This is a genomic window from Gallibacter sp. Marseille-QA0791 (assembly GCF_965119705.1).
Taxonomy (GTDB): Bacteria; Bacillota; Clostridia; order Peptostreptococcales; family Anaerovoracaceae; genus Lentihominibacter; species Lentihominibacter excrementipullorum.
In genome coordinates this window covers 1,217,710-1,242,056 of record NZ_CBCPMH010000001.1, presented here as the reverse complement: position 1 = coordinate 1,242,056, position 24,347 = coordinate 1,217,710, and the positions used below count along the sequence as shown (strand labels likewise).

Below are 24,347 nucleotides of genomic sequence, written 5' to 3'. Positions count from 1 at the left end.
TGGAAAGGAAAACTTTGATGAAAGTATTGACCATAGTGGGTGCTCGTCCCCAATTTATAAAAGCGGCAGTTGTCTCCCGAGAACTGAGAAAAGAATATGAGGAAATCCTCGTTCATACGGGGCAGCATTACGATTACAATATGTCGGATGTATTTTTTAAAGAATTGGACATTCCTGATCCGGATTACAACCTTGGGATTTCAGGCGGTTCGCACGGCAAGATGACCGGCGAGATGCTCATTGCTATTGAAGATGTCCTTTTGAAGGAGCAACCGGATGCAGTGCTTCTCTATGGAGATACCAATTCTACTATGGCAGGAGCTTTGGCGGCAGTCAAGCTGCATATCCCTGTGGTACATGTTGAAGCAGGTAACAGGCTTGGGACGCTCGACAATCCGGAAGAAGTAAACAGGATCGTGACGGACCATGTGTCATCTTTGAAGCTCTGTTGTACTGAATCTGCATTGGAATTTTTGAAAAAAGAAGGCATTTCTCAAAACGCGTATGTAGTGGGAGATCCCATGTATGATGCATTCAAATATTATAGCGAGAAGGTAGGGGATGACATCCCTGAAAAGCTAGTCGGATTTGATGGAGAGACGATAGAGCTTCCGCAGGAATTTTATTATATGACCTGTCACCGGGAAGAAAATACCGGAACTGATGAGGTTTTGACAGAAATCCTCGATGCAATGGAAACTTTAGATAAAAAATGCATCTACCCTGTCCATCCGAGAAATAAGAACAGGGTGAAAAAGCTGATGGAGGAGAAAGGATATACAAATACGATCGTCTGTGAGCCAGTAGGCTATCTTATGTCAGTTTATCTTGTTAACCATAGCAAGAAGGTCATAACAGATTCAGGGGGATTGCAGCGGGAAGCGTTTTTTGCTGAAAAGCAATGTGTTACAATCTTTGATTATGTTGTATGGCCGGAAACGATGATAGATGATCGAAATCAGTTGGCGAAAGCTGATAAGGAAGATATCCTTAGAAAACTTGCAAAAAAACAGAAAATAAAGGAGAACGATGCTTTTGGAGATGGTCAGTCTGCTGTTAAGATAATCAAACATATTGATGAATATATCGGGAGGAGCAAAAGATGAGGGAACAGTTGCTGAATAAAATAAAAAATAAAGATGTCATCGTTGGTGTTGTGGGCCTCGGTTATGTAGGTCTTCCTCTTGCCGTGGAAAAGGCAAAAGCGGGTTTTAAGACTATCGGATTCGATGTCCAGAAAAAGAAAGTCGATATGGTGAACGCCGGGACAAACTATATCGGCGATGTAGTCGATGACGATTTAAAACGAATCGTAGAGGCGGGGATGCTACAGGCTACAAGTGATTTCAGTTTTGTTAAAGATGTGGATTTTATCGCTATCTGCGTTCCGACGCCACTCGATAAGCATCAGCAGCCAGACATCAGTTACGTCAGGTCTTCGGCAGAGAAAATCGCGAAATACATGACGAAAGGAACTATGGTGGTCTTGGAATCCACTACATATCCTGGGACGACAGAGGAACTTCTCAAACCGATACTTGAGTCATCCGGGTTGAAATGTGGAGAAGATTTTTATCTGGGCTTTTCTCCGGAAAGAGTCGATCCGGGTAATAAACAGTTTAAAACGAAAAACACTCCTAAGGTAGTGGGGGCCATTGGAGATGACGCGCGAGAGGTGATCGCAGCCATGTACAGAGCTGTGCTCGAAGGGGATGTATATGAAGTATCTTCACCGGCTGTAGCGGAAATGGAGAAGATACTTGAAAACACCTATAGGAATATAAATATCGGTCTTGCCAATGAGATGGTAATGCTTTGTAACAAATTGGGTATCGATTACTGGGAGGTAGTTGATGCGGCAAAGACCAAACCATATGGCTTCCAGGCTTTCTATCCGGGGCCAGGGCTCGGAGGACACTGTATTCCTCTGGATCCATACTATCTTTCATGGAAGGCACGCGAATATGGATTCCATACGTCGATGATAGAAAACTCTATGATGGTAAATGATAAAATGCCTGAATACTGTGTCGAGAGGGCGATGACTATTTTGAACAGGCGGAAAAAGGCGCTCAACGGGTCGAAGGTATTAGTGCTGGGGGTAGCTTATAAAAATGATATTGACGATTACAGGGAGAGTCCAGCCATTAGAGTTATCGAAAAATTAAAAGCAGCAGGCGCTAGGACTGAATTCTATGATCCATGGATCGCTGAATACAAGGATAACGGACAAGTGTTCAAGGGGATTGACGAAATAGATGCGAAAATAATTTCAGATTATGATCTCATAGTCATTACGGCAGCCCACACAAACGTCGATTACGATATGATACAGAAAAACGCCCAAGCGATTTTCGATACGAGAAATGCAATGAAAGATATAGAAAATAGAGAAAATATCGAGGTGTTGTAATGAGTGATTATTTTGCACACGAATCCAGCTATATAGATGATGACGTAAAAATTGGTAAAGGAACAAAGATATGGCATTTTTGTCATATCCAAACAGGGGCAGTGATCGGCGAGAAATGTTCTTTTGGCCAAAACGTAAATGTTTCTAATAACGTTAAAATAGGCAACGGATGCAAACTGCAGAACAATGTTTCAGTTTACGAAGGTGTTGAAATGGAAGACTATGTTTTCTGCGGGCCTTCTATGGTGTTTACCAATGATCTTACCCCAAGAGCGAAATATCCCAAAGGTAGCGCCGGATACAAAAAAACACTGCTGAAAATGGGCGCGACAGTAGGTGCTAACGCGACTATCGTATGCGGCAATACCCTTGGAAAGTGGTCGATGATCGCGTCAGGAGCGGTCGTAACAAAGGATGTTCTGGATCATGCTTTGATGGCTGGGGTACCGGCAAGGCAGATAGGTTGGGTATGTGAATGCGGAGAGGTATTGCGGAACGGCTTGACTTGTCCTAAGTGCGGGCGTGAGTATACGGAAGCAGACAACGGACTTGTAGAAAAATAGTGGAGGAAAATGATGAAATACGCATTGATAGGTTGCGGAAGGATTGCTACGAATCACATGAAAGCAGCGATAAATAACAAACTTGAAATCATTGCCGTATGTGACGTGATCCCGGAAAAGATGGAAGAATTGTTGGCAAAGCACGAGCTTCAGGGCGATGCTTCCATAAAGAGATACGAAGATTATAAGAAGATGATAGAGGAAGAAAAGCCTGAACTAATAAGTATAGCTACGGAGAGCGGTTTACATGCGGAAATCGCTCTGTACTGCATAGAAAAAGGCGTGAATCTCATAATAGAGAAACCTATGGCTATGAGTATAGAAGACGCGGATAAAATAATCAGGCTTTCGGAAGAAAAAGGCGTGAAGGTTTCAGCATGCCATCAGAATCGTTTCAATGTAGCGATCCAGCAGCTCAGACAGGCTATGGAAGCCGGAAGATTCGGCAAGCTGTCCCATGGCTCCATTCATGTTAGATGGAATCGTAATAAAGGATATTATACCCAGGCTCCATGGAGAGGTACATGGGCCCAGGATGGCGGTGCCCTCATGAATCAGTGCATACATGGGATAGATCTTCTCAGATGGATGATGGGAGACGAGATAGAGGAAATCTACGGGGCGACAAGACAGCAGTTCCACGACTACCTTGAAGCGGAAGATGTGGGAATGGCTGTCATCAAATTCAAAAACGGGGCGATTGGAACTGTTGAAGGGACTACCAATGTGTATCCGAAGAATCTTGAAGAAACGCTGTATATCTTTGGTGAAAATGGAACTGTAAAAATCGGCGGAACATCCACTAACAATATAGATGTCTGGGATTTTGCCGATGAGACAGAAGCTGACAACAAAAATAAAGGACTTAAGGAGGAAACCAGCAACGTTTACGGTAATGGGCATACGAGTCTCTTTGCCGACGTAATGGATGCTATAGAAAACGACAGAAAACCATACGTTGATGCAGTCGCAGGGAGAAACGCCCTCGAAGTGGTACTTTCCATATACAAGAGCCAGAAGACTGGAACGCCAGTCAAACTGCCGCTGAAGGATTTTGCAAGTACAGATATGAAGGGTGAGTTTTGGGATAACTAAGAATTAAAGGAATGTTCATTTAGAATAAAGAAAGTGGACTAGAAATCGGAATCTTCATCAAATGTTTTTTATTAATTGCAGAGTTGCGAAACATGATGAGTGAGTCACATTTATCACAGGTAGAAATACAAATTTGGTATGGTATAATAAATAATATTTCTATGTTTGATTAGCCTGTTTTGCTATGTAAAAGGTTGATGTCTAATTGGGGAGGTAACTGGTTGTTTGGAATGTATTTTTAGGAAGACATACTAATTAAGAATGTTGAGGATATCAAGCGTTTAGTTGTTGTAATATTTATAGCTACAGCAAATGTATAGAGAATATATAGTATGTGAAAATATATGAAATTAAATTATGCAATTATGAAAAAAATAAATGTAATTATGGGTTGAATAATATGTAAGAGATAGATATGATATTATAGAATGAGGTATGATTTAAATAAATATAAAGAAATATGGAAAAGGAGATAAAAAATGCTTAACTATTTTGTTCATGCATCCAGTTACATTGACGGAAATGTAACAATTGGAGAAGGAACTAAAATTTGGTATTTTTGTCATGTGCAATCTAATGCGACAATAGGAAAGAATTGTAATATAGGACAAAATGTAAACATTGCTAACAATGTAAAGATAGGCAATAATTGCAAAATTCAAAACAATGTATCCGTATATGAGGGAGTTGAAATCGAAGACGATGTCTTTTGTGGCCCTTCTATGGTTTTTACTAACGATTTAACACCTCGTGCCAGTATAAGAAGAGAATACAAAAAAACTATATTAAGAAAAGGATGTTCCATTGGAGCTAATGCGACTATTGTATGTGGTAATGAAGTAGGGGAATATGCAATGGTAGCGGCAGGTTCTGTTGTTACAAGAAATGTGAAGCCACATGCGCTTGTAATGGGCGTTCCGGCAAAGCAGACTGGTTGGGTGTGTGTGTGCGGTAATATTTTAAATGATGATCATAGATGTCCATCATGCAATAAAAAATATATATTAAGCGATGGCGAAATGAAAGGCTTAGAAGAATGAAAAAATGTTTGTTCCATTATCCGGGTGAAATTGCCAATACTCCATCAGCTGGCTCAGATTTAAGACCCAAGATGATGTTGGATGCGTTTAAAGAGAACGGATATGAGGTTACAGAAATAACAGGATATGGAGCTGAAAGAAAAGAGAAGATAGAGAAAGTTAAGTATAGAATAAATAAAGGAGAAAAATATGATTTCTTATATTCGGAAAGCAGAAATATTCCTACATTGCTATCTGAAAAGAATCATTTGCCCAGATATCCTAAATTAGATTTCTCATTTTTCAAGTTCTGCAAAAACAATGGTATTAAAATAGGCCTTTTTTACCGAGACATATATTGGAAGTTTGATATAATTAAAAACAACACAAATCTTTTGAAGCGGTCTATCTTAGTACCAATGTTTAAGTATGATTTGTATATGTACAAAAAGCTTGTTGATAAGTTATATGTGCCCACAAAGTATTTTGAAAAATATTTACCGTATCAATTTGACCTTTCAGAACTTCCGCCGGGAGGACAGCTGCACTATGATGTTTTTGAAAAAAGATTAGATGCGACAAAAAACACCAATGCATTAAAAATTTTTTATGTAGGAGGAGTCACAGGGCTGTATGATATAAGAACATTTTGCAAGGCAATAAAAGAAAGTGACGATATTTTTCTTACATTATGTACTCCGAAAGATCAATGGGACGAAGCAGTAAATTTATACGAGCCATACTTATGTGATCGAATAAATGTAGTTCATAAAAAAAACAAAGAACTAAAGACTTTCTATGAGGAAGCAGATGTAGCTTCACTTTGTATTGAAAAAAGTGAGTATAGAGAAATCGCAATGCCAATAAAGGCATTTGAAGCTATAAGTTATGGAATACCAATTATCTCAACTAAAGGAGTAGCTATAGCAGACTTTGTTGAACAAAACGATATTGGATGGACGACAGAATATAGTGAGTTGTGCATTAAAGAACTGTTGACAAAGCTTAAAAAAAATTATAAAGAAATTCGAACTAAAACAGAAAATACTATCAATGTGTCTAGGGACAATACCTGGCAAAAGAGAGCCGAAAAAGTAGCTGAGGAACTCACAAAATAAAATTAAAATTTTCAGGAGGGAAAAATGAAATACGCACTTATAGGATGTGGAAGGATTGCCGTAAATCACATAAAAGCAGCCTTAAATAATGAATTAAACATTGTCGCTGTATGTGATATTTTACCGGAAAAAATGGAATCTCTGCTTGCTAAATATGATTTGCAGAACGATAAATCCATTACAAGATATGCCGATTATAAAGAGATGATAGAGGCAGAAAAACCTGAACTGGTCAGCATAGCTACAGAGAGTGGAATACATGCCGGAATCGCCCTCTATTGTATCAACAATAAAATAAATGTAATTATAGAGAAACCTATGGCGATGAGCATGGAAGATGCCGATAAAATTATTGAAGCTGCTAAGGCCAACAATATTAAAGTATCTGCTTGTCACCAGAACCGCTTCAATGTTGCGATTCAGGAGCTTAGAAAAGCCGTAGAGACTGGACGATTCGGTAAATTATCACATGGTTCCATTCATGTGAGATGGAATAGAGATCATGGATACTATGACCAGGCGTCATGGAGAGGAACATGGGCTCAGGATGGCGGAGCACTAATGAATCAGTGTATACACGGAATAGATTTGCTCAGATGGATGATGGGTGACGAGATAGAGGAAGTGTACGGTGCTACAAGACAGCAATTCCATAATTATTTAGAGACAGAGGATGTTGGAATGGCTGTAGTAAAGTTCAAAAACGGAGCAATTGGCACCATAGAAGGAACTACGAATGTATATCCTAAAAATTTAGAGGAAACTCTTTATGTGTTTGGAGAAAACGGTACTGTCAAAATAGGCGGTACATCAACTAACAATATCGATGTTTGGGACTTTGCTGATGAAACAGCCGATGATCTTAAGAAAAAAGACCTTAAGGAAGCTACAAGTAATGTATATGGTAATGGGCATACAAGTTTGTTTGCTGATGTGATCGATGCCATAGAAAAAGATAGACAGCCGTATGTAGATGCTGTTGCAGGAAGAAATGCACTGGAAGTGGTACTTTCGATATATAAAAGCCAAAAGGAAGGAAAACCGGTGAAGCTTCCTCTGCGAAACTTTGCAAGCATAGATATGAAAGGTGAATTTTGACTATGAGAGTCATACACGGCATGTCAGAAGTGGCCGGGCAAGGCATATATACCGTCATGGGTCTTAGAAAAAACGGTGTTGATGCGCATATGGCAGTATGGAGTAAAAACCCGTCGGAGTATCCGATTGACATTGACTTGAAAATTGATAAGACGAAAAAATATATGTTCCCGCTGTATGCCTTGAAAATGGAAGCGTTCGCATGGAATGCGGCAAAAAAATATGACATTTTGCATTCACATTATGGATATTCATTGCTGCCTTATAATATGGATGTAAATATACTGAAGAAAAAAAATAAAAAGATTTTTGTTGAATTTCATGGGTCAGACATAAGAAACGCTTTTAATGAAGTGCCTTATAAATATATTCATTTTGAAAAAACAAATCAAAGGAACAGAGAAAAAGTACAGCACCGTCGCTTACGGTTGCTTAAGGCAGCAGACGGAGTGATTTTACATGATATAGAATTGATTCCGCATCTGCCAAAGATAAATATTCCGATATATATCGTTCCATTGCGTCTGGATTTAACCAAATTTGTACCGATATATCCTGAATCCTTGAAGAAAAAGCCTGTTATTGTCCATGCGCCAAGCAAAAGAAGTACGAAAGGTACAAACGAAATATTAAATGAATTAAAAAAAGTAAAGCATGATTATGAGTTGATTTTGGTAGAGGGGAAAACACAGAAAGAGGCTCTCGAAATATACAAAAAAGCTGATATAATTATAGATCAAATATCACTGGGGACTTACGGGGTGTTTGCTATAGAATCCATGGCATTGGGAAAGCCTGTAATCACATATATTTCGGATGAGCTAAGGAAGTCATTTCCTGAATCACTGCCGATAGTGAGCGCCGGATTTGAAAATCTGGCAGAAACTATAGACGATTTGCTTCAAGATGGGGAAAAAAGGCGCAATCTTGGTATACAAGGCAGAAAATATGCTATGAGATATCATGATAATGTTAAAGTGACAAAATATCTTAAGCAAATATACGAAGGAACAGTAGAAAATAGGGATTTGTTTAAGATATTGTAATGGAGGAAGTATGATAAATATAGCTTTAGTAGGATATGGATATTGGGGGCCCAATGTTGCAAAGCAGCTTTATGCAAACAAAGAGTACAACTTCAGCATAATTTGTGATAAAAAGCCGACAAGACTGGAAAAAGCAAAAACTTTATATGCTGAATCAGTGAGTTATACTTTGGATTTTAATGATGTTATCGCAAATCGTAGCATTAATGCCGTGGCTCTTGCTGTAGAGACAAGCGCCCATTATGATCTTGCAAAACAAGCGCTATTAGCTGGTAAGGATGTTTATGTAGAAAAACCATTTACAGATAATGTAGAACAGGCGGTTGAACTACGGAAACTGGCGCAGGAAAACGGACGAATAATACATGTGGACCATATAATGGTTTATCACCCGGTAATCAAAAAAATAAAAGAATTAATAGCTCGTGGAGAGCTGGGGGATATTATTTATTTCAATTGTTCAAGAATCAATCTAGGGCAATTGAAAAATGATGTCAGCGTCATGTGGGATCTTAGCGTACATGACCTATCCATTATAGATTATTTGACCGATGGTGCTGAACCGGTTAAAGTAAAGGCTGTCGGTACGAAAGCGTATTCGGAAAAAGAATCTGTCACATTTCTTTCATTAGACTACGGGTATTTTTTAGCGAATATAACGGCTAGCTGGCTTTCACCTATAAAAGAACGCCGGATATTAATCGCTGGAACTAAAAAAATGCTTGTTTATGATGATGTGGATGTTTTGAATAAGCTGATAATATATGATAAAGGGTTTGATAAGATTGAAGATATAGAATATGCAGATTATGTTATCAAAACCAGAAGCGGCGATGGCGTAATTCCTAAACTGGAACAGTCTGATGCTTTATATAATAGCTTGGAACAATTTAGACAGTCGATAATCACAAGGAAGGAATCAGCAACAAATGCTGATGCTGCAATTAGAATAATAAAAATATTGGAAAAAGCAGATAAAGAATTGGAGGTATGAGATGCAGTTTATAGATTTGCACAGGCAATATGATCAGATTGCTGGTGGAGTTCAAAAAAGATGGAATAAGATATTAGAACATAAGGCTTTTATCGGCGGTCCTGAGGTAAAAGAGTTAGAAGAAAAATTAGCGGAGTATGTTGGTGTTAAATATGTAATTGGGTGTGCCAGCGGTACGGATGCACTTACTATTCCACTCATGGCATACGAAATAAATAAGAGTGATGCTGTTTTCGTGCCATCATTTACATTTTTCGCATCTGCGGAAAGCATAAGGCTGGCAGGAGGAACACCGGTTTTTGTAGATATAGATCCAGAAACTTTCAATATGGATTCTGTTGATTTAGAAAAAAAGATAGAGCATGTTATAAAAGAAGGAAACTTGAACCCAAAAGGTATCGTGGCAGTAGATTTGTTTGGCATGCCTGCAAATTTTAATGGCATAAGAAAAATTGCGAAGAAATATGGTCTATTTATATTAGAGGATGCAGCCCAGGGCTTTGGAGGAACATATGACGGAAGAAAGGCGTGTTCGTTCGGAGATATTGCTGGTACATCGTTCTTTCCTGCTAAACCTCTGGGGTGCTATGGAGATGGCGGGGCAATTTTTACTAATGATGATGATTTGGCAGAGAAAATTCGCTCTATTCATATACATGGACAGGGAAAGGATAAATACAACAACATAAGAATAGGCTTAAATAGTCGGCTGGATTCAATACAGGCTGCCGTTTTACTTGAAAAATTGTCTATTTTTGATGAAGAATTGGTTAAGAGAAATGAAGTCGCTTCCCAATATAGTAGGAGATTGGCTGATTATTTTGAAATTCCGAGAGTATTAAATGGGTATACATCATCATGGGCCCAATATACGTTGAAAGCTGAAAATAGTGAACATAGAGATAGAGTTATTCGTGAGATGTCCAAAAAAAGTATTCCGGTGATGATTTATTATCCAATACCGATTCATAAGTCAGAGGCATTTTCAGACATTGAATCTTGGGAGCTGTCAAATACTGAGGAAATAAGCAATAAAGTGTTTAGCATTCCGATGCATCCATATTTAAGTGATGAAGAGATTGGTTTGATTTGTGATACTCTTATAAGCACAAAATAAAAGGATAGACATTTGAAAGAGAAGATTATAATATTTCTTAAGGGAAGTGCCGCTTTGCTGATTGCAAATTTATGTACAAAGGCAATAAATTTTTTCTTATTGCCTTTGTACACAAAATATCTGTCTCCTGAACAACTGGGAGTGTCCGATTCAATCACGACAATGACCAGCCTGTTTTTTCCTATACTCGTTTTAGGATTAGACTCAGCATATAGCGCGTTCTATTTTGATGAAAAAACAGATGTATACAAAAATAAAGTGTTTTCTACCACATCTTTCACTTTAGTTTTGACAAGCGTAGTGCCATGTATCGGAATCTTTTTTTCTAAGCAGATTGCTTTGATTTTATTTGGTACGGAAGAATATGGCTGGATAGTAATAATTGCACTTTTAGGAATGGTTTGCAATCTGTGGTATTTGCCGTTCTCCCTCTATTTGAGGGTGGAAAATAAAATGACAGCATTTGCTGTCATTAGCGTTGTATCCTCTCTTGTAATGATAGTATCTAATGTTATTACTGTTACAGTAATAACATTAGGGGCAGCGGCTCTTATTGTAAGTACATTGGTTACAAACATGATAATGTTGATACTTTATGCCGGATGCTCAAAGAAACTTCCGTCTCCTAATGCTGTTGATCTTGCATTAAATAAGCAAATGCTTAAATATTCCGTTCCGCTTGTTCCTATGGTAGTATCAACTTGGATATTGACCACAGCAAGCAGAATGATATTATTACATTTTTGCGGCGAAGAAAGCGTGGGAATATACGGAATAGGTACAAGGTTTGTAAATATCGTAAATGTCTTCTCAAATAGCATATATATGGCTTATACGACATTTGCCTTTAGCAGCAAAGACGAGGAAAATAACAGAGAAGTCTACTCGATTATTTTGGATGTAATGAATTTCTTTTTAACTGCGGTTGTGTTTTTCGTATGCATTTTTTCCATAGAAATTTTAGATATTTTTGTAGATCCGCAATATTATCAGGCATTTATCTTGCTGCCGGGTTTGCTGTTTGCACAGTTGTTCTATGCGGCAAATACGATAGTTGGTTATGGGCTAGCATTTGAAAAAAGATCGGATCTGTCATTGCTTTGTGTTACTATAGCGGCGATAGTCAGCGTTGTTTTGAACTTTATTTTTATACCGAAATATGGAGGGCTGGCAGCATCGCTCACAACATGGGCAGGGTATGGAGTGATGTTAATAATGACAAATTATTTTTCACAAAAGGTGTATAAGTGTCCATATAAAGTAAAGAAAATAATAGTCATGAATTTAATTATACTTGCAATAGTTCTATTTTCATTAAATTATTTATCGTTAGTATATAGGATAGTAATATGTTGTATTGTATTGGCAGGATTAATATATAGCTATAAAGATACGGTTAAATTATTGTATAACGTTTTAACAAAAAGATTTTAAGTATAAATGGATATTAGGCCTCATTTGAAATGGGAATCGGTAACTTAGATTTGAGCTTAGGAGAAAAAATGACCTTTATTGCGAAAAATTTTAACAAGTATAAAGTGATGTCTTTCATTTTTGTTTTTACAGTCATCTTTGGTAATTATGCAATAGTAGACATTCATATTTTAGGAGTGGTACCTACTTATTATAGAGTTATGATCCCGGTCCTGTTTATATTTGTGATTCTTAAAAGAGAAAGAGGAAAAAAAAAAAAAAAAAAAAAAAAAAAGAAAAAAAAAAAAAAAAAAAAAAGAAAAAAGAAAAAAAAAAAAAAAAAAAAAAAAAAAGAGAAGAAGAAAGAAAAAGATATTTTTTAAAAAAAAGAAGGCGACCACCGAGATCTACACTATCCTCTTCGTCGGCAGCGTCAGGTGTGTATAAGTATCAGTCTCCATGGAGTGCATTTAACATTGGGGCAAGAGAAATTTTGGCGCTGGTATTGGCGGCTATGAGCGTATATGTTGTATCTTTTTTAGTAAAAAAAGAATGTTTTTATGATATTATAACTGTAATAAAGATAGCGGTTATAGTCCTTTTAATAATAGGGTTTGTCGAGACTATTACAGGGAAACATTTAGGCGCCTCAATGTGGAATGACTCTGACTACATTGATCGTTTACAAGAGATATACAAGGGGGATATGATACCGAAAGAGGCTCGATATATTGCAACAGGAATTTTTTATAATCCAAATGATTATTGTGCTTTTCTTAGTGTGTTCAGCCCAGTATTTTTATTTCATAAAAGTGAAGATACCAAAACAATCGTAGGCAACTACACAGTACTTTTTTTCGTATTTACAATATTCATAATTGATGATGCATGGATTTGTATAGTTGCACTTCTTTTGGGAATTATTGTATATTTTCTTGCTGTTAAAGCAAGCGTTGGTAAATATTTATCGATAGCGGGAGTATTTATTTGTGCAAGGTACGGGGGTGGGTATTTAATAGAGGGAGTATCAGCATGTTTATATAGAATTTTTAAATATGATATATTTAATCATATGGTTAGAGTTTCCGAAGTTGAAACCGCTGTTATTACACAAGTCGATAATATGGTGCAAGACCAGGGATCTTTGTTTTTTAGAATAAACACATATTTGGAAAGTATTAGTGAAATGTTTATTCAAAGCAAAGGCTTGGGCTTGGGAGCAGGAAGCTTTGCAAGCTATTTTGGCGGTATCGCGGAGCAAAAGAATATGATGAGCAATCCCCATTCCTTTTGGGTAGAAATATTGGTGCAATATGGGGTAGTTATTTTTATGCTATTTGTTGCAATATTGGTTGTTATATTTGGTAAGTTAATTATGAAAATCATAAAAGAAGATAGCAAAATTTATGCAGTTATTATCGCAATGGGGACAGCCTTTATTTTTGCAAGTTTTGCTCCAAGTAGCTATTTGACAAATCCATATTATTGGCTGCCGATAGGATTAGCTTTGGGGTTACTTGTTAACGGAAATGGTATAAGCTCGCGAAGTTTGTAATTGATGAAAAAGAAATATTATTTTTTATCAAAGCTCTCTGCATGGGGGCATAACTGTAAGATTAGGGAAAAGAAAAGTGTATATTTTCGATGACGTTATATCTGCGGTCCGGTATAAAGAAATTGTTTGAAATGTAACTTGATTCTGTTACGAAAATGGTATTTGTATTTGCTATCATTAGTCAAACCTGTTTCGCACCGCTAATGCGGCAAGGGTTGAACAAATAGCACAAATACAAGAGTAGGTCACCTAAGCAGATCTAAGTCAGTTTTCGATATCTGGGATGTCGGTTTCCTATTCGCTGAAACGGCATTTCCTTGAGGTAAGAAAATTAAAGAAGTAAGGGGACGAAATGGATTCTGTAAATAGGCTTAATGTTTTAGTTGGTAAAATCCTGATGCCGATAATGGCGATACTTTTCATATGTACTAATACAGTATTGAATCTGTGGATAGATGAGAGAATAGAAACGATACAGAATCTCTTGGTGATAGTGGTTTTGTTTATCGTAGCTGTTAACCTGCTTTCTTCCCCTCGGAACAATTTAATACCGTGGCTTAAAAACAATGTACTCGTAGTCGCGTATTTTATAATCAGACTGATTTCTCTGTGGCAGTGTGGATTTGATTATAGTGTGATAAGAACCATATTCTTTGAGATGTTTTTTCTCATCGGGATTTGCGGATATACGATAAATGCAGCAAATAAAAGAAATTTTTATATCAAATTTTTCATTTTGTTTGAGCTGATAATATCGATACTGTGTATCATATTGTTTTTTATCATTCCTCATTTAAGCGCTGGCATGCAGGAGCTCGTAGCAGCATGTACATACTACGAAAAAGCTGCTACGGCATCTCTTTTCAGTAATGTCAACACCGCAGGGATAATGGCGGGCTTTTCCATCGTATTAGCCGTAGCAATATATAAAAAGAACATATTGTCTGGAAAATTTGTAATAGCTTTTGGATGTTACAATGTCATTGCTCTTATTTTCTTCGGGGCGAGATCAGCTGATATAGGAATCATAGTAGTGTTACTTTTTATCGGAATAAAGTATATCAGTAAATCAGGGAATCTTAAGCGATTTACTATCATTGCTTTATGCTTGATGGTTCTTACTTTGATTCCGATTTATGGGATGGTAGGATATTATGAAAGCAAACAAACTCTGTCATATGAGAGTATTGAGGATAAATTAAGCTCGTTAAGCAGTAGTAGATATATTATTTGGAAGGAAAGTTTTTTAATACAACAGGATAACTTGTTATTTGGGAAGGGAAACTTGAAATTAGAGCAGGAAGCGAGGAAAGAACTAATTGATAAAGTGAAGCCTATGGAAAGTACTAGATTTTATGCTGCTACCGAACTCGGCCCTCACAATGGCTACATCGGCATGATTTCCGGCACCGGCTGGTTAGGGTTCCTGGTATTCATCGCTATCTTGATACAGCGTATCAGGCGGTCAAAGAGCCTGGAGTCAGGGAACTGGTATCTGCTCCTCATCTTTTTCTTTGCTATAAACTGTTTTGAGAGTCTGTTCATACTCAACAGGTTTTTCATATGTTTCTACATGTTTCTGATATTGGAATCCGACTGGGAGAAAGGGGATGAAACGTATCTCGATAATATAAAGACAGATAAATAAAAGGCGGGCGGGAGTAGAGACCGAGGGATATGGTTTGGACAGCATAAGGAGTGCTTGATATGAACGTGTTGAGAGAGAAGAAGTGGATCGTTATAGTTATGGTCTTTATTTTGGCCTGTTTATCTGTTTATGGTATAGCCCACAGGAAGGGCGTCATGCATTTTGTACGGGAACGGAGAGATCTCATGAGTGAATGCGTTCCTGTTCTGGCATATCACGGATTTGTGCCTGAAAAAGTGAAAAAGGAGCTTTTCCGGGATAACAAATGGATAGATGATATTGAAGGCTTTGAGAAGCAGATGGAATATCTGCATGACAATCATTGGCGGACTCTTACAGCTGATGAGTTTTATGATTGGCACGAAGGGCAGTCAGATGTTCCTGAAAAGAGCTGCATGATCACCTTTGACGACGGGTATTATGAAATGTATTATGAAGTTTATCCGATCCTCAAAAAATACGGGTTTAATGCTACGGTCTTTGTCATAGGCACATATACGCCGGAACAAACTGCCCCGTATGACCCTCATGTGAGAGCGAAGATCGGATGGGACAAGATAAACGAGGTGAAGAAAGAATATCCTGGCTTTCAGTTCGAGAGCCATTCTTATGACCTTCATGGCTTCGATGAGGATGGCAATGAGCCATGGGTCACTGCCACGGAGAAAATGCTGGAAGAGGATTTCCAAAAGATGGATGAGTATGGATTCAGGTATATGGCATATCCTTACGGCGGATACAATGATTTGATGCTGGAGGCCATAGGCAAGTCAAAGATAAAGATGGCTTTTACGTTCAAAGAGCCTGGATATGCCACGAGGCATTATCCTGTATACGAGATTCCGCGGCAGAAGGTGACCGCTGAGACTACATATGAAGAGTTTGTGGAGATATTGGAAAAGGTGATTTATTAGCATTACGAAAATTAATGTGATAGATTAAAATGAAAGCTATATGGTAAACATTGAATATTTGAATGGAAGTTTAAGCAGTTACAGATAATCCTTAATAAGTTCGTTATGTAATATGCTAAGACATATGTTACAGAAATAAATAAAAAAAGAGAGATACTTTGATACAATAGTTTTCGACCAAAAAAACAAGTATCAGTAAGGAGTATCTCTCATGAAAAGTATAACCGAAGAAATGAGATTTCGCCAGCGTTTATGTGAATATGCTTTAAAACATGGCGTAACAAAGGCTGCAAGGAGATATCATACCTACAGGCAGTTTGTATATAGACAACTGGAAAAGTACGATGGAAGCGTTCAGAGCCTTGCGCTGAGGTCTAGGAGGCCTCAGCGCAGCCCGAACGCGCATACGGAAGAAGAACTGAAGCTGATAAAGAACATGCTTAGGAGAAACGGGAGGTATGGTCTTGCAGAAGTATATGTAAGATGTCAAAGCAGAGGATATAGCCGAAGTTTTGAAAGTATGTGCAGACAGATAAGAAACAGGGGATACAGAAAAGTAGAGAGAAAGAAGAAAAGCTATACGAAATATGAGAACATGCAGGGGACATATCCGGGAGAGAAGGTGCAGGTAGATATCAAATATGTACCTCAGGAATGTATAAGGTTTCCATGTTACGGAGATAAGTATTATCAGATAACGGCGATAGATGAATATAGCCGGAAGCGAGTGCTGAAGATAGTAAAAGAGAAGAGCACATACGAGACAAAGGAATTCATAAAGAGCCTGAGAAAAAGAATGGGATTCAAGATAGAGACTATCCAGGTAGACAACGGACCGGAATTCGTAAATGACGATGATAAGACGGAAAAGGACAGTGCGTTTGAAAAAGCGGTAAAAAAGCTGAATATGGAGCTTAAGAGAACGAGACCGTATTCGCCATGGCAGAATGGGAAGGTAGAGAGAAGTCACAGAGAAGACGGGAAGATCCTGTATGGCAGAGAAGTATTCACAAGTGAGAAAGAGCTTAAGAAGAAAGTAGCGAGACACGAGAAGAAATATAACAGCACAGCAAAGACGGTATTGGACTTCAAAAGTCCCGATCAGGTAGTAGCAGAGTATTTCTCAAAGTGTAACAAATGTCTTGACAGTTAAGACAGATAATCCTTAATAAGTTCGTTAAATATTGACGGGAATTTTAATGTTATAGTATAATATAGAAAATGTATTCTGTTACATTAACAGGAAGGTAATATTTTGAATTATTCCCCGTTGAGATATCCAGGAGGAAAAGCAAAACTTGCTCCATATATTAGTCATATTATTGAGTGCTCTGAAAGAGATATAGATACTTATATTGAACCTTTTGCTGGCGGTGCTGGGGTTGCATTAGATTTGTTATTGTCTAATAAGGTAAGGAATATTATAATCAACGATTATGATAAAGCAATTTATTCGTTTTGGAGAGCGTTAATTGAAGATACAAGTGAGTTAATTAATAGAATTTTAGAAACCGAAGTGACGTTTGAAGAATGGAAACGTCAAAAAGCAATATATGTGAATAAATCTAACAAGTATTCTGTAGATTTAGCGTTCGCAACTTTTTTTTTAAATAGAACTAATCGTTCGGGAATATTGAACGCAGGACCGATAGGTGGACAAAAGCAAAAAGGAAATTATTTGATTAATGCCAGATATAATAAAGAAGGCCTTATTAAAAGAATTAAACGAATTTCAGAACAAAAAAAACGTATAAAGGTATATAATAAGGAAGTGAGGGCTTTTATAAATCAAGTAATATCAAAGCATGGTGAAAATGCCTTTGTATATTTTGATCCACCATATTTTGTAAAAGGCAATAGACTATATAAGAATAGTTTAACATTTAAAGATCATAAAGAGATTTTAGAGTGTATTGAAGAAAATGTTTTATGTGATTGGATCGTGACATATGATAGTGTTGATGAAATAAAAGCACTTTATCGTGATAAATATTTTAGGACTTATGAATTCTTATATAGCATTACAAAAAGCAATAAGAAAAAGGAAATTATAATATTTAAAAATAAGAATATATGTCCAATGATTGATGATAAAGATATTAAAATTAATTTTGTTGACTAAGAAAGTAGTGTTAATTATGACTAAAAAAATTGTTTGTAATCAACAATGTCGCTTTTGCAAAATTGCAGGAGGAAAATATGAGTTGGGAATAATAGATACACCCATTCTAGAAAATGACAAATATATGGCAGTTCTGAGTTTAGGAGGATTTATTGAAGGATGGACATTAATAATCCCTAAAGAACATATGGTTTCTATGAAAAATTTCTATAAAGATATAGAGTTTAAATTATTTGTAAATAAAACAATGAACCTCTTAAGAAAGGTATATGATACGGGATTTATTATTTTTGAGCATGGAGCAAATCATGAGGGCTCGTTAATTGCATGTAGTACGAATCATGCACATTTACATGTTGTGCCTTATAACAGGTCTTTAATTGAAGAAATGAAATCAAAGGATAAAAAATGGATTGAATGTACCATAGATACAATTGAGGAAGTTGTTCAAGAAAATGAGTATTGGTTTTATGCTGAAAATGTGACTAATATAGAAACAGTAACAGGAATGGTTCATTTAATTAAAAAGGTAGAGTCACAATATTTTAGAAAGATTTTGGCTAAGCAAGAAAATTGTCTTGAAAAGTTCAATTATAAAGAATACGGGCATACTAGTATTGTGCAGCGAACATATGAAAAAATAAAGAGATAAAAATGGATAAGAAAGATTTATTACCTAAAGATGGTAGACAAGTTGGCGATTATAAAACAAGGTATCCTGAATGTAAGAGTAAGATTATTAGAGATGCCATTTACATTGTAGTTTTAATGACTATTGCTTTAGTGGTAATTTTCTTAAATTTCCTTGAGGTGTTCGAAAAACAAATTTTGCTGACTGAAGAAAAACAGGTTATTTTTCATAATACAGTATATTGTGTATCTTCTGGTTTGTTAGGCGGTGCGACTTTTGGTATGAAATATTTCTATAGAGTAGTTGCTCATGGGCTTTGGTCTGAAGATCGAGTATTTTGGAGAATATTTTCTCCATTAATAGCAATCCCTTTATCCTTAGTTATGGCAGCCATAATGTTTAATGATATCAATTCAAGTGGAGGAATGGCGATTATAATAGGATTCTTTACAGGGTATTTTTCGGATGAGGCTGTTGGGAAAATGTATGAAATAGCTTGTGTTTTGTTTACAAAGACAGAAAAGGCTGCTTGTAAAGACGACACATTGGAAGATTCGGAATATGAGGGAAATGATAAGGATAATAAAAGAACATAATAGCGAGTATGTTGATAGGAGCAAAATAAATATTCAAGATGTGGGTCAAAAGGCTTGGGGGTTATGTCAAATGCCAGTTGCATGGACACCTCCTTTTTTTGTTATAAGCAGTGAATTGTATTTAACATTATTAAGCATAAAGGATTGTGAATTTAAGTTTAATGAACATATTTCTAGAATATTAGAGGCTATTACTATTGAATCTTTAGGGAATCAAGTTATTATTCGTTCATCTGGATATGAAGAAGGCATGATGGAAAGAGGAAAATATGATTCGGAAATCTGTGATGTGGGAAATTTAAATGAAGGAATAAAGCAGCTTATAATTCGTTTAAGTGAGAATATGGAGGTTAAAAAAGACGGGATCCCTTTAGTAGTACAGAAGTATATAATACCCGACATAAAGGGACATCTTTCTAATGAAAGGCGTATTGCAAAGGAAAATAGAGATTTTATTTATGAATATGAGTCAAATATGTTGATGGGAATTGAAACGGAAACTATACATTTGCGGAATTGGAGAAAAAAGTATGATCTAACCAATTATGAAAAAAATCAATTAGCTATAAAAGAAATGGATGAAGCTTTAAGAATAGTAAGTGCGTATTATTATTACAAGAAAAAAAGAGTCCATGTTGAATTTGTATATTCAAAGAGTGTTTTGTATTTAGTGCAATGTGATTATGCGTCAGAAAATTGTGATGCAATTAATCCTGAAAAATATAATATAGAAGTAGATTATGATAGAAATTTTTGTCCGGAAATTTTGAGGTGTATAACTCCTGAAGATAAAGGCAAGTATAAGAAAATTGATAACGTTATTATATATCAAGAAGTGGGTGAGAAAATGCCTGCGTTATATATTTTAGATAATAAAAAAATATTCGATAATTTAATTAAAGGGATTATTCCAGATAAATTAAAGCGTGATTTGAAAGAATTACTTAAAGGCTCTTTGATTATTAGAACAAATGTTGAGAGTGAGGATATCCGAGAATCGCAGTTATCAAAACGAAGTAATGAAGTGAGGTCTTACGAAGAAGCAATTTCTTTTTTGAAGGAAGCATGCATTGAGTTGCGAGAATGTAAAATTAAGGAGTATGTTTTTATTTTTCATAATTTCATTCCTGCAAAAGCCGCTGCATTTGTGAATGCGCAACCGATGAATGAATTTGTAGAAATACAAGCGTTATGGGGATTACCAGAGGGACTATATTATAACTCACATGATGTCATAAAGGTAGATACAAGAGCAATAAATGTTGAAAAGATGAGTAAGAGTGAGTTTGATATTGAGTTGCATCCTGTATATAAGGAACACTATATAGCTCCAGATGAGAATGGTGCGTGGGTTATGAAAAAACTTACCGCCCCTTATGATTGGAAATGTACAATTACAAGTAATGAAATTATACGGGATATTGCATATAGATCAAGAAAAATTGCTGAGTACTTAAATGAAGAGGTAAGTATCATGTGGTTTGTTGGTATTGATCAATCTTATTATGGAACACATAGTTTGCCTTGGTATCATGAAACTTATGATAGCTATAGTTTTTTATCTTATAAAAAAATAAAGTATAAAAAAAAGTATTTCTATGAAAAGGATGTTACTGTTGTAGATGAGAAGGACATAGAAAAGATCAAACAACTTGATCAGGCGGAAATAGGAATAGTAAAAATCCAGCCTATCGATGATAAATTATTAAGGAGTAAAAAATTTATTGGTGAAATAGCTTCTATTTGTAAAGAAAAGAATGTAAATATCTTATTAGAAGGAGCAAGTTTAGCGCATTTATTTTATCAATTAGCGAGTACTGGGGTAAATGTATTAACTACATATGATTTTAAAGCACCAGGAGAAACGGTAGAATTTAATAAATTAGTAAGAGATCGAATACCCGAGATTATCAAAAAAAATGGGGAGAATATAAATACTGTAAAAATTATTGGAGGCGGGTTAAAAAAGGCTATAAAAAATAAACTGATAGAGGAGGCATATGAAGTTTTTGACGCTTTTGATAGAACTGAAATCATTGAAGAACTTGCAGATTTGGAAGAGGCCTGTAGAGCGTTAGAGCATAATGAAAATGCACCAGAGTTATTTTTAAGGAATTCAAATTATGCGATAAATGATTTTTTGTGTGGGTTTGATATTGCTATACCATTGGGACAAAAACAGTCACTTGTTTCACGAATTGAAAAATTATATGTTTATGGAACTATGGAACGAATTAAGAGCAATATTCAAGTAATATTTATTTTTGGTAAGGAGGATTTATTGCAAGAAGAAAGAAGTGTTGAAAAATGTGATGATTTAGAAAAACTTACAATCTTAAATGCCTCGCTAAAAATTGCTAAAACATCGTCGATAAGTGAAAATAAATTACTTATTGGAAAAATTAGAAAGGCAAGTAGTGAAATTCGAAAGCGCGAAGCATTTGCTGATGAGGATTTTGAGAAAATCAGGGCTAACAAGAAAGAAAAAAAAGGCGGTTTTGATAAAGGGTATATCTTGTTGAAAACATTTAGAGGGTATAATGAAGATAGGAATTTATTAACAGATGTTGATTTGGGGGAACCGAATAGAATATATGAGTTAAAAGAAATGGATTATATTGATGTGGATTATATTAATTATGATAGATTACTGATAAGATTAAAATTTCCTATTTATAATGATAGATCAGAATGGATAATTGTTCGGAATAAGGTAAATGAGTACTTTGGGAGAAATGTTAAATTGAAGATAAAAAAGCAAATTGATGAAACTTCAATTTTGTTTGGTATAGAGATTATAGAACAAGAAGGAGAACAATTGGAATGGGTTTTTTAAAAGTTTTAAATCATTCAAATAATGCTGAAATAAACTTCCTTGGGGCAGAGCTTCGGGGAAGTATCAGGGGATAATATTGACACATCAATTAGGTGAGGATATAATATGACTAATACGGAAAATAAATCTGTATTAGTCAAAAACGGAGGGGTGCGTAGTGAAATATATTGAGCGGAGCATAGAAGATATCGTGCTCAGATCGGACAGGACCTTTAAATGTGTTCTTGTGACGGGCGCCAGACAGACCGGAAAATCCACCATGCTGAAAAAGCTGTTTCCGGATAGAAAATACGTGTCATTAGACGACCCATTTATCGAAGAACAGGCCAGGGAACAGCCCAATATGTTTATGATGCTCAATCAGCCGCCGGTTATTTTCGATGAGATACAGAGAAGCCCGGAACTCTTTCGATATATCAAGGTCAAATGCGATGAGAGTGATTCGAAGGGCCTGTTCTGTTTGTCAGGTTCACAGGCGTTAGAACTTATGGAAGGGATTTCTGAATCCTTATCGGGAAGGGTAAGCGTTGTTGAACTCTCGGGCCTTTCCATGAGAGAAATACAGGGGAGCTCTTTCCACGAGCCTTTCGTTCCCACTATGGAATATATAGAAAAAAGGAGCGGAACAGCCGAGCCGATAGATAATATATGGGAGATCATACATCGCGGGAGTTATCCTGAACTTCAGGATAAGGATGTGGATTGGGGCGCCTTTTTTTCAAGTTATATAAAGACATACATCGAAAGGGATGTCAGGAAGCTTTCAGCTGTTCACAATCTTGACGATTTTAGAAAATTTATGGTAGCGGTTGCGGCGAGGACCGGGCAGATGCTGAATTATACCAACATAGCCGATGAGATAGGGAAAGACCAGGGAACTGTGAGACGGTGGGTGTCGATACTGGAAGCCTCAGGGATAATATATCTTCTGGAGCCTTTTACATCATCGGTATTGAAACGCGCCATAAAGTCGCCTAAAATATATTTCAGGGACACGGGACTGGCCGCTTATCTTACGAGATGGCTGACTCCCGAGACGCTGGCAAGTGGAGCCATGAGCGGAGCTTTCTTCGAGACTTTTGTCATATCGGAGATCCTCAAATCGTATGCCAATAATGGCATCGATTACAGATATTGCGTCTCTTACTACCGCGGCAAAGATAAAAAGAAGATAAAAAGCGGTGGAGAAGAGATAGCCGTAGAGAGCGAGATCGATTTGATAATAGAGGAAAACGGAGTGCTCTATCCTATAGAGATAAAAAAAGGAACGTCTGTATCTGCGGATCAGACCGCTGCCTTTACCGTGCTGGATAAAGTGCCTGATAAAAAGAGAGGCATGGGAGCGATAGTGTGTCTGTGTCCGCAGCCGGGCGCACTGAGAGATAACATTTTGCAGATACCGGTATGGTATATTTAAGACGCATAGCCTGCGTTCAGTATCAGTAACAGGAAGGAAAGAAAAAATGATCTACGGAGTGATCCTGGCGGGTGGCGTCGGCAGCCGCATGGGAAACAGAGAAAAACCGAAACAGTACATAAACATAGGGGACAAGCCTATAATAGTCCACACGATAGAGAAGTTCTGTCTATGCAGTGAATTCGAGGAGATACTGCTCCTCTGTCCAAAGGACTGGATAGAGTATACCAAGGGACTTGTGAAAAAATACGTTTCGGAGACTGAGAAGATCAAGGTCATAGAAGGCGGGGAGACGAGGAATGAGACCATCATGAACGCCATCGCCTATATAGAGAGGGAAGGCGAGCTTGATGAAGATACGCTGATCGTCACCCACGACGCGGTCCGCCCATTCGTGACGTACAGGATAATAGAGGAAAACATCCAAGCGGCGAGAAGGTGCGGCGCCTGCGATACGGTGATTCCGGCAACGGACACTATCGTCGAGAGCAGAGAAGGCAGTGTCATTTCCGACATCCCCAACAGGGCAGTGCTTTACCAGGGACAGACGCCTCAGAGCTTCAACGCAATGAAGCTGCGGGCTCTGTATGAGAGCCTGACGGAGGAGGAAAAAGCCGTTCTTACCGACGCGGCCAAGATCTTTGTTATCAAGGGAGAGCAGGTACGGCTTGTAAAGGGAGAGAATTCAAATATAAAGATAACTTATCCTTATGATCTTACCGTAGCGGAAAGCCTGCTGAAAGGTGTGTAAA

22 protein-coding genes are annotated in these 24,347 nt (G+C 37.0%); all 22 read left to right on the top strand.

Annotated elements, in window-relative coordinates:
• Positions 1–17 precede the first annotated feature (17 nt).
• The 22 genes from wecB to ACQY69_RS05630 all read left to right on the top strand — a co-directional run bounded on the left by wecB (position 18) and on the right by ACQY69_RS05630 (position 24,346).
• On the top strand, positions 18–1,106 hold the full coding sequence (wecB, locus tag ACQY69_RS05735) for a non-hydrolyzing UDP-N-acetylglucosamine 2-epimerase (RefSeq protein ID WP_428259350.1): 1,089 nt from the start codon (positions 18–20) through the stop codon (positions 1,104–1,106).
• Positions 1,103–2,413 carry a nucleotide sugar dehydrogenase gene (locus ACQY69_RS05730; protein ID WP_428259349.1) on the top strand — a complete coding sequence of 437 codons (1,311 nt, stop codon included), beginning with the start codon at positions 1,103–1,105 and terminating at the stop codon, positions 2,411–2,413. Before wecB ends, ACQY69_RS05730 begins: the two co-directional genes overlap by 4 nt.
• Positions 2,413–2,976: a DapH/DapD/GlmU-related protein gene (locus ACQY69_RS05725; RefSeq protein ID WP_428259347.1), complete on the top strand. Its 564-nt coding sequence runs from the start codon at positions 2,413–2,415 to the stop codon at positions 2,974–2,976. The genes ACQY69_RS05730 and ACQY69_RS05725 overlap by 1 nt, the downstream gene beginning before the upstream one ends.
• A 12-nt stretch (positions 2,977–2,988) precedes the next feature.
• The gene (locus ACQY69_RS05720) at positions 2,989–4,071 is read left to right on the top strand and encodes a Gfo/Idh/MocA family protein (RefSeq protein ID WP_428259346.1); all 1,083 of its coding nucleotides are present in this window, start codon (positions 2,989–2,991) and stop codon (positions 4,069–4,071) included.
• A gap of 479 nt (positions 4,072–4,550) precedes the next feature.
• Complete coding sequence (locus ACQY69_RS05715; protein ID WP_428259344.1) at positions 4,551–5,111, top strand: acyltransferase; 561 nt, start codon at positions 4,551–4,553, stop codon at positions 5,109–5,111.
• On the top strand, positions 5,108–6,208 hold the full coding sequence (locus ACQY69_RS05710) for a glycosyltransferase (protein ID WP_428259343.1): 1,101 nt from the start codon (positions 5,108–5,110) through the stop codon (positions 6,206–6,208). Before ACQY69_RS05715 ends, ACQY69_RS05710 begins: the two co-directional genes overlap by 4 nt.
• A 24-nt stretch (positions 6,209–6,232) precedes the next feature.
• Complete coding sequence (locus ACQY69_RS05705; RefSeq protein WP_428259341.1) at positions 6,233–7,306, top strand: Gfo/Idh/MocA family protein; 1,074 nt, start codon at positions 6,233–6,235, stop codon at positions 7,304–7,306.
• Positions 7,307–7,308: 2 nt separating this feature from the next.
• A complete protein-coding gene (locus ACQY69_RS05700; RefSeq protein WP_428259339.1) occupies positions 7,309–8,352 on the top strand; it encodes a glycosyltransferase in 1,044 nt (347 codons plus the stop codon).
• A 10-nt stretch (positions 8,353–8,362) separates the two neighbouring features.
• Positions 8,363–9,346: a Gfo/Idh/MocA family protein gene (locus ACQY69_RS05695; RefSeq protein ID WP_428259337.1), complete on the top strand. Its 984-nt coding sequence runs from the start codon at positions 8,363–8,365 to the stop codon at positions 9,344–9,346.
• Position 9,347: 1 nt separating this feature from the next.
• Entirely contained in the window at positions 9,348–10,463 is a 1,116-nt protein-coding gene (locus ACQY69_RS05690) for a DegT/DnrJ/EryC1/StrS family aminotransferase (RefSeq protein ID WP_428259335.1), read from the top strand.
• A 12-nt stretch (positions 10,464–10,475) separates the two neighbouring features.
• Positions 10,476–11,897, top strand: a complete 1,422-nt coding sequence (locus ACQY69_RS05685) for a lipopolysaccharide biosynthesis protein (protein ID WP_428259334.1) — start codon at positions 10,476–10,478, stop codon at positions 11,895–11,897.
• Positions 11,898–11,965: 68 nt separating this feature from the next.
• Positions 11,966–12,259, top strand: a complete 294-nt coding sequence (locus ACQY69_RS05680; protein WP_428259332.1) for a hypothetical protein — start codon at positions 11,966–11,968, stop codon at positions 12,257–12,259.
• A gap of 56 nt (positions 12,260–12,315) precedes the next feature.
• On the top strand, positions 12,316–13,431 hold the full coding sequence (locus ACQY69_RS05675; protein ID WP_428259331.1) for a hypothetical protein: 1,116 nt from the start codon (positions 12,316–12,318) through the stop codon (positions 13,429–13,431).
• A gap of 352 nt (positions 13,432–13,783) precedes the next feature.
• A complete protein-coding gene (locus ACQY69_RS05670; RefSeq protein WP_428259329.1) occupies positions 13,784–15,079 on the top strand; it encodes an O-antigen ligase family protein in 1,296 nt (431 codons plus the stop codon).
• Positions 15,080–15,138: 59 nt separating this feature from the next.
• Positions 15,139–15,993 carry a polysaccharide deacetylase family protein gene (locus ACQY69_RS05665; protein WP_428259327.1) on the top strand — a complete coding sequence of 285 codons (855 nt, stop codon included), beginning with the start codon at positions 15,139–15,141 and terminating at the stop codon, positions 15,991–15,993.
• Positions 15,994–16,204: 211 nt separating this feature from the next.
• On the top strand, positions 16,205–17,146 hold the full coding sequence (locus ACQY69_RS05660; RefSeq protein WP_428258995.1) for a DDE-type integrase/transposase/recombinase: 942 nt from the start codon (positions 16,205–16,207) through the stop codon (positions 17,144–17,146).
• Positions 17,147–17,248: 102 nt separating this feature from the next.
• Positions 17,249–18,115, top strand: a complete 867-nt coding sequence (locus ACQY69_RS05655) for a DNA adenine methylase (protein ID WP_428259325.1) — start codon at positions 17,249–17,251, stop codon at positions 18,113–18,115.
• 82 nt (positions 18,116–18,197) lie between these two features.
• Positions 18,198–18,767 (top strand): HIT domain-containing protein, encoded by a 570-nt coding sequence (locus ACQY69_RS05650; RefSeq protein ID WP_428259324.1) that lies wholly within the window; start codon positions 18,198–18,200, stop codon positions 18,765–18,767.
• 2 nt (positions 18,768–18,769) lie between these two features.
• Complete coding sequence (locus ACQY69_RS05645) at positions 18,770–19,342, top strand: hypothetical protein (protein WP_428259323.1); 573 nt, start codon at positions 18,770–18,772, stop codon at positions 19,340–19,342.
• Entirely contained in the window at positions 19,308–22,178 is a 2,871-nt protein-coding gene (locus ACQY69_RS05640; RefSeq protein ID WP_428259322.1) for a hypothetical protein, read from the top strand. The genes ACQY69_RS05645 and ACQY69_RS05640 overlap by 35 nt, the downstream gene beginning before the upstream one ends.
• Before the next feature lie 157 nt (positions 22,179–22,335).
• Positions 22,336–23,595, top strand: a complete 1,260-nt coding sequence (locus ACQY69_RS05635; RefSeq protein ID WP_428259320.1) for an ATP-binding protein — start codon at positions 22,336–22,338, stop codon at positions 23,593–23,595.
• Positions 23,596–23,641: 46 nt separating this feature from the next.
• Positions 23,642–24,346: an IspD/TarI family cytidylyltransferase gene (locus tag ACQY69_RS05630; RefSeq protein WP_428259318.1), complete on the top strand. Its 705-nt coding sequence runs from the start codon at positions 23,642–23,644 to the stop codon at positions 24,344–24,346.
• The last annotated feature ends 1 nt before the right edge of the window (position 24,347 follow it).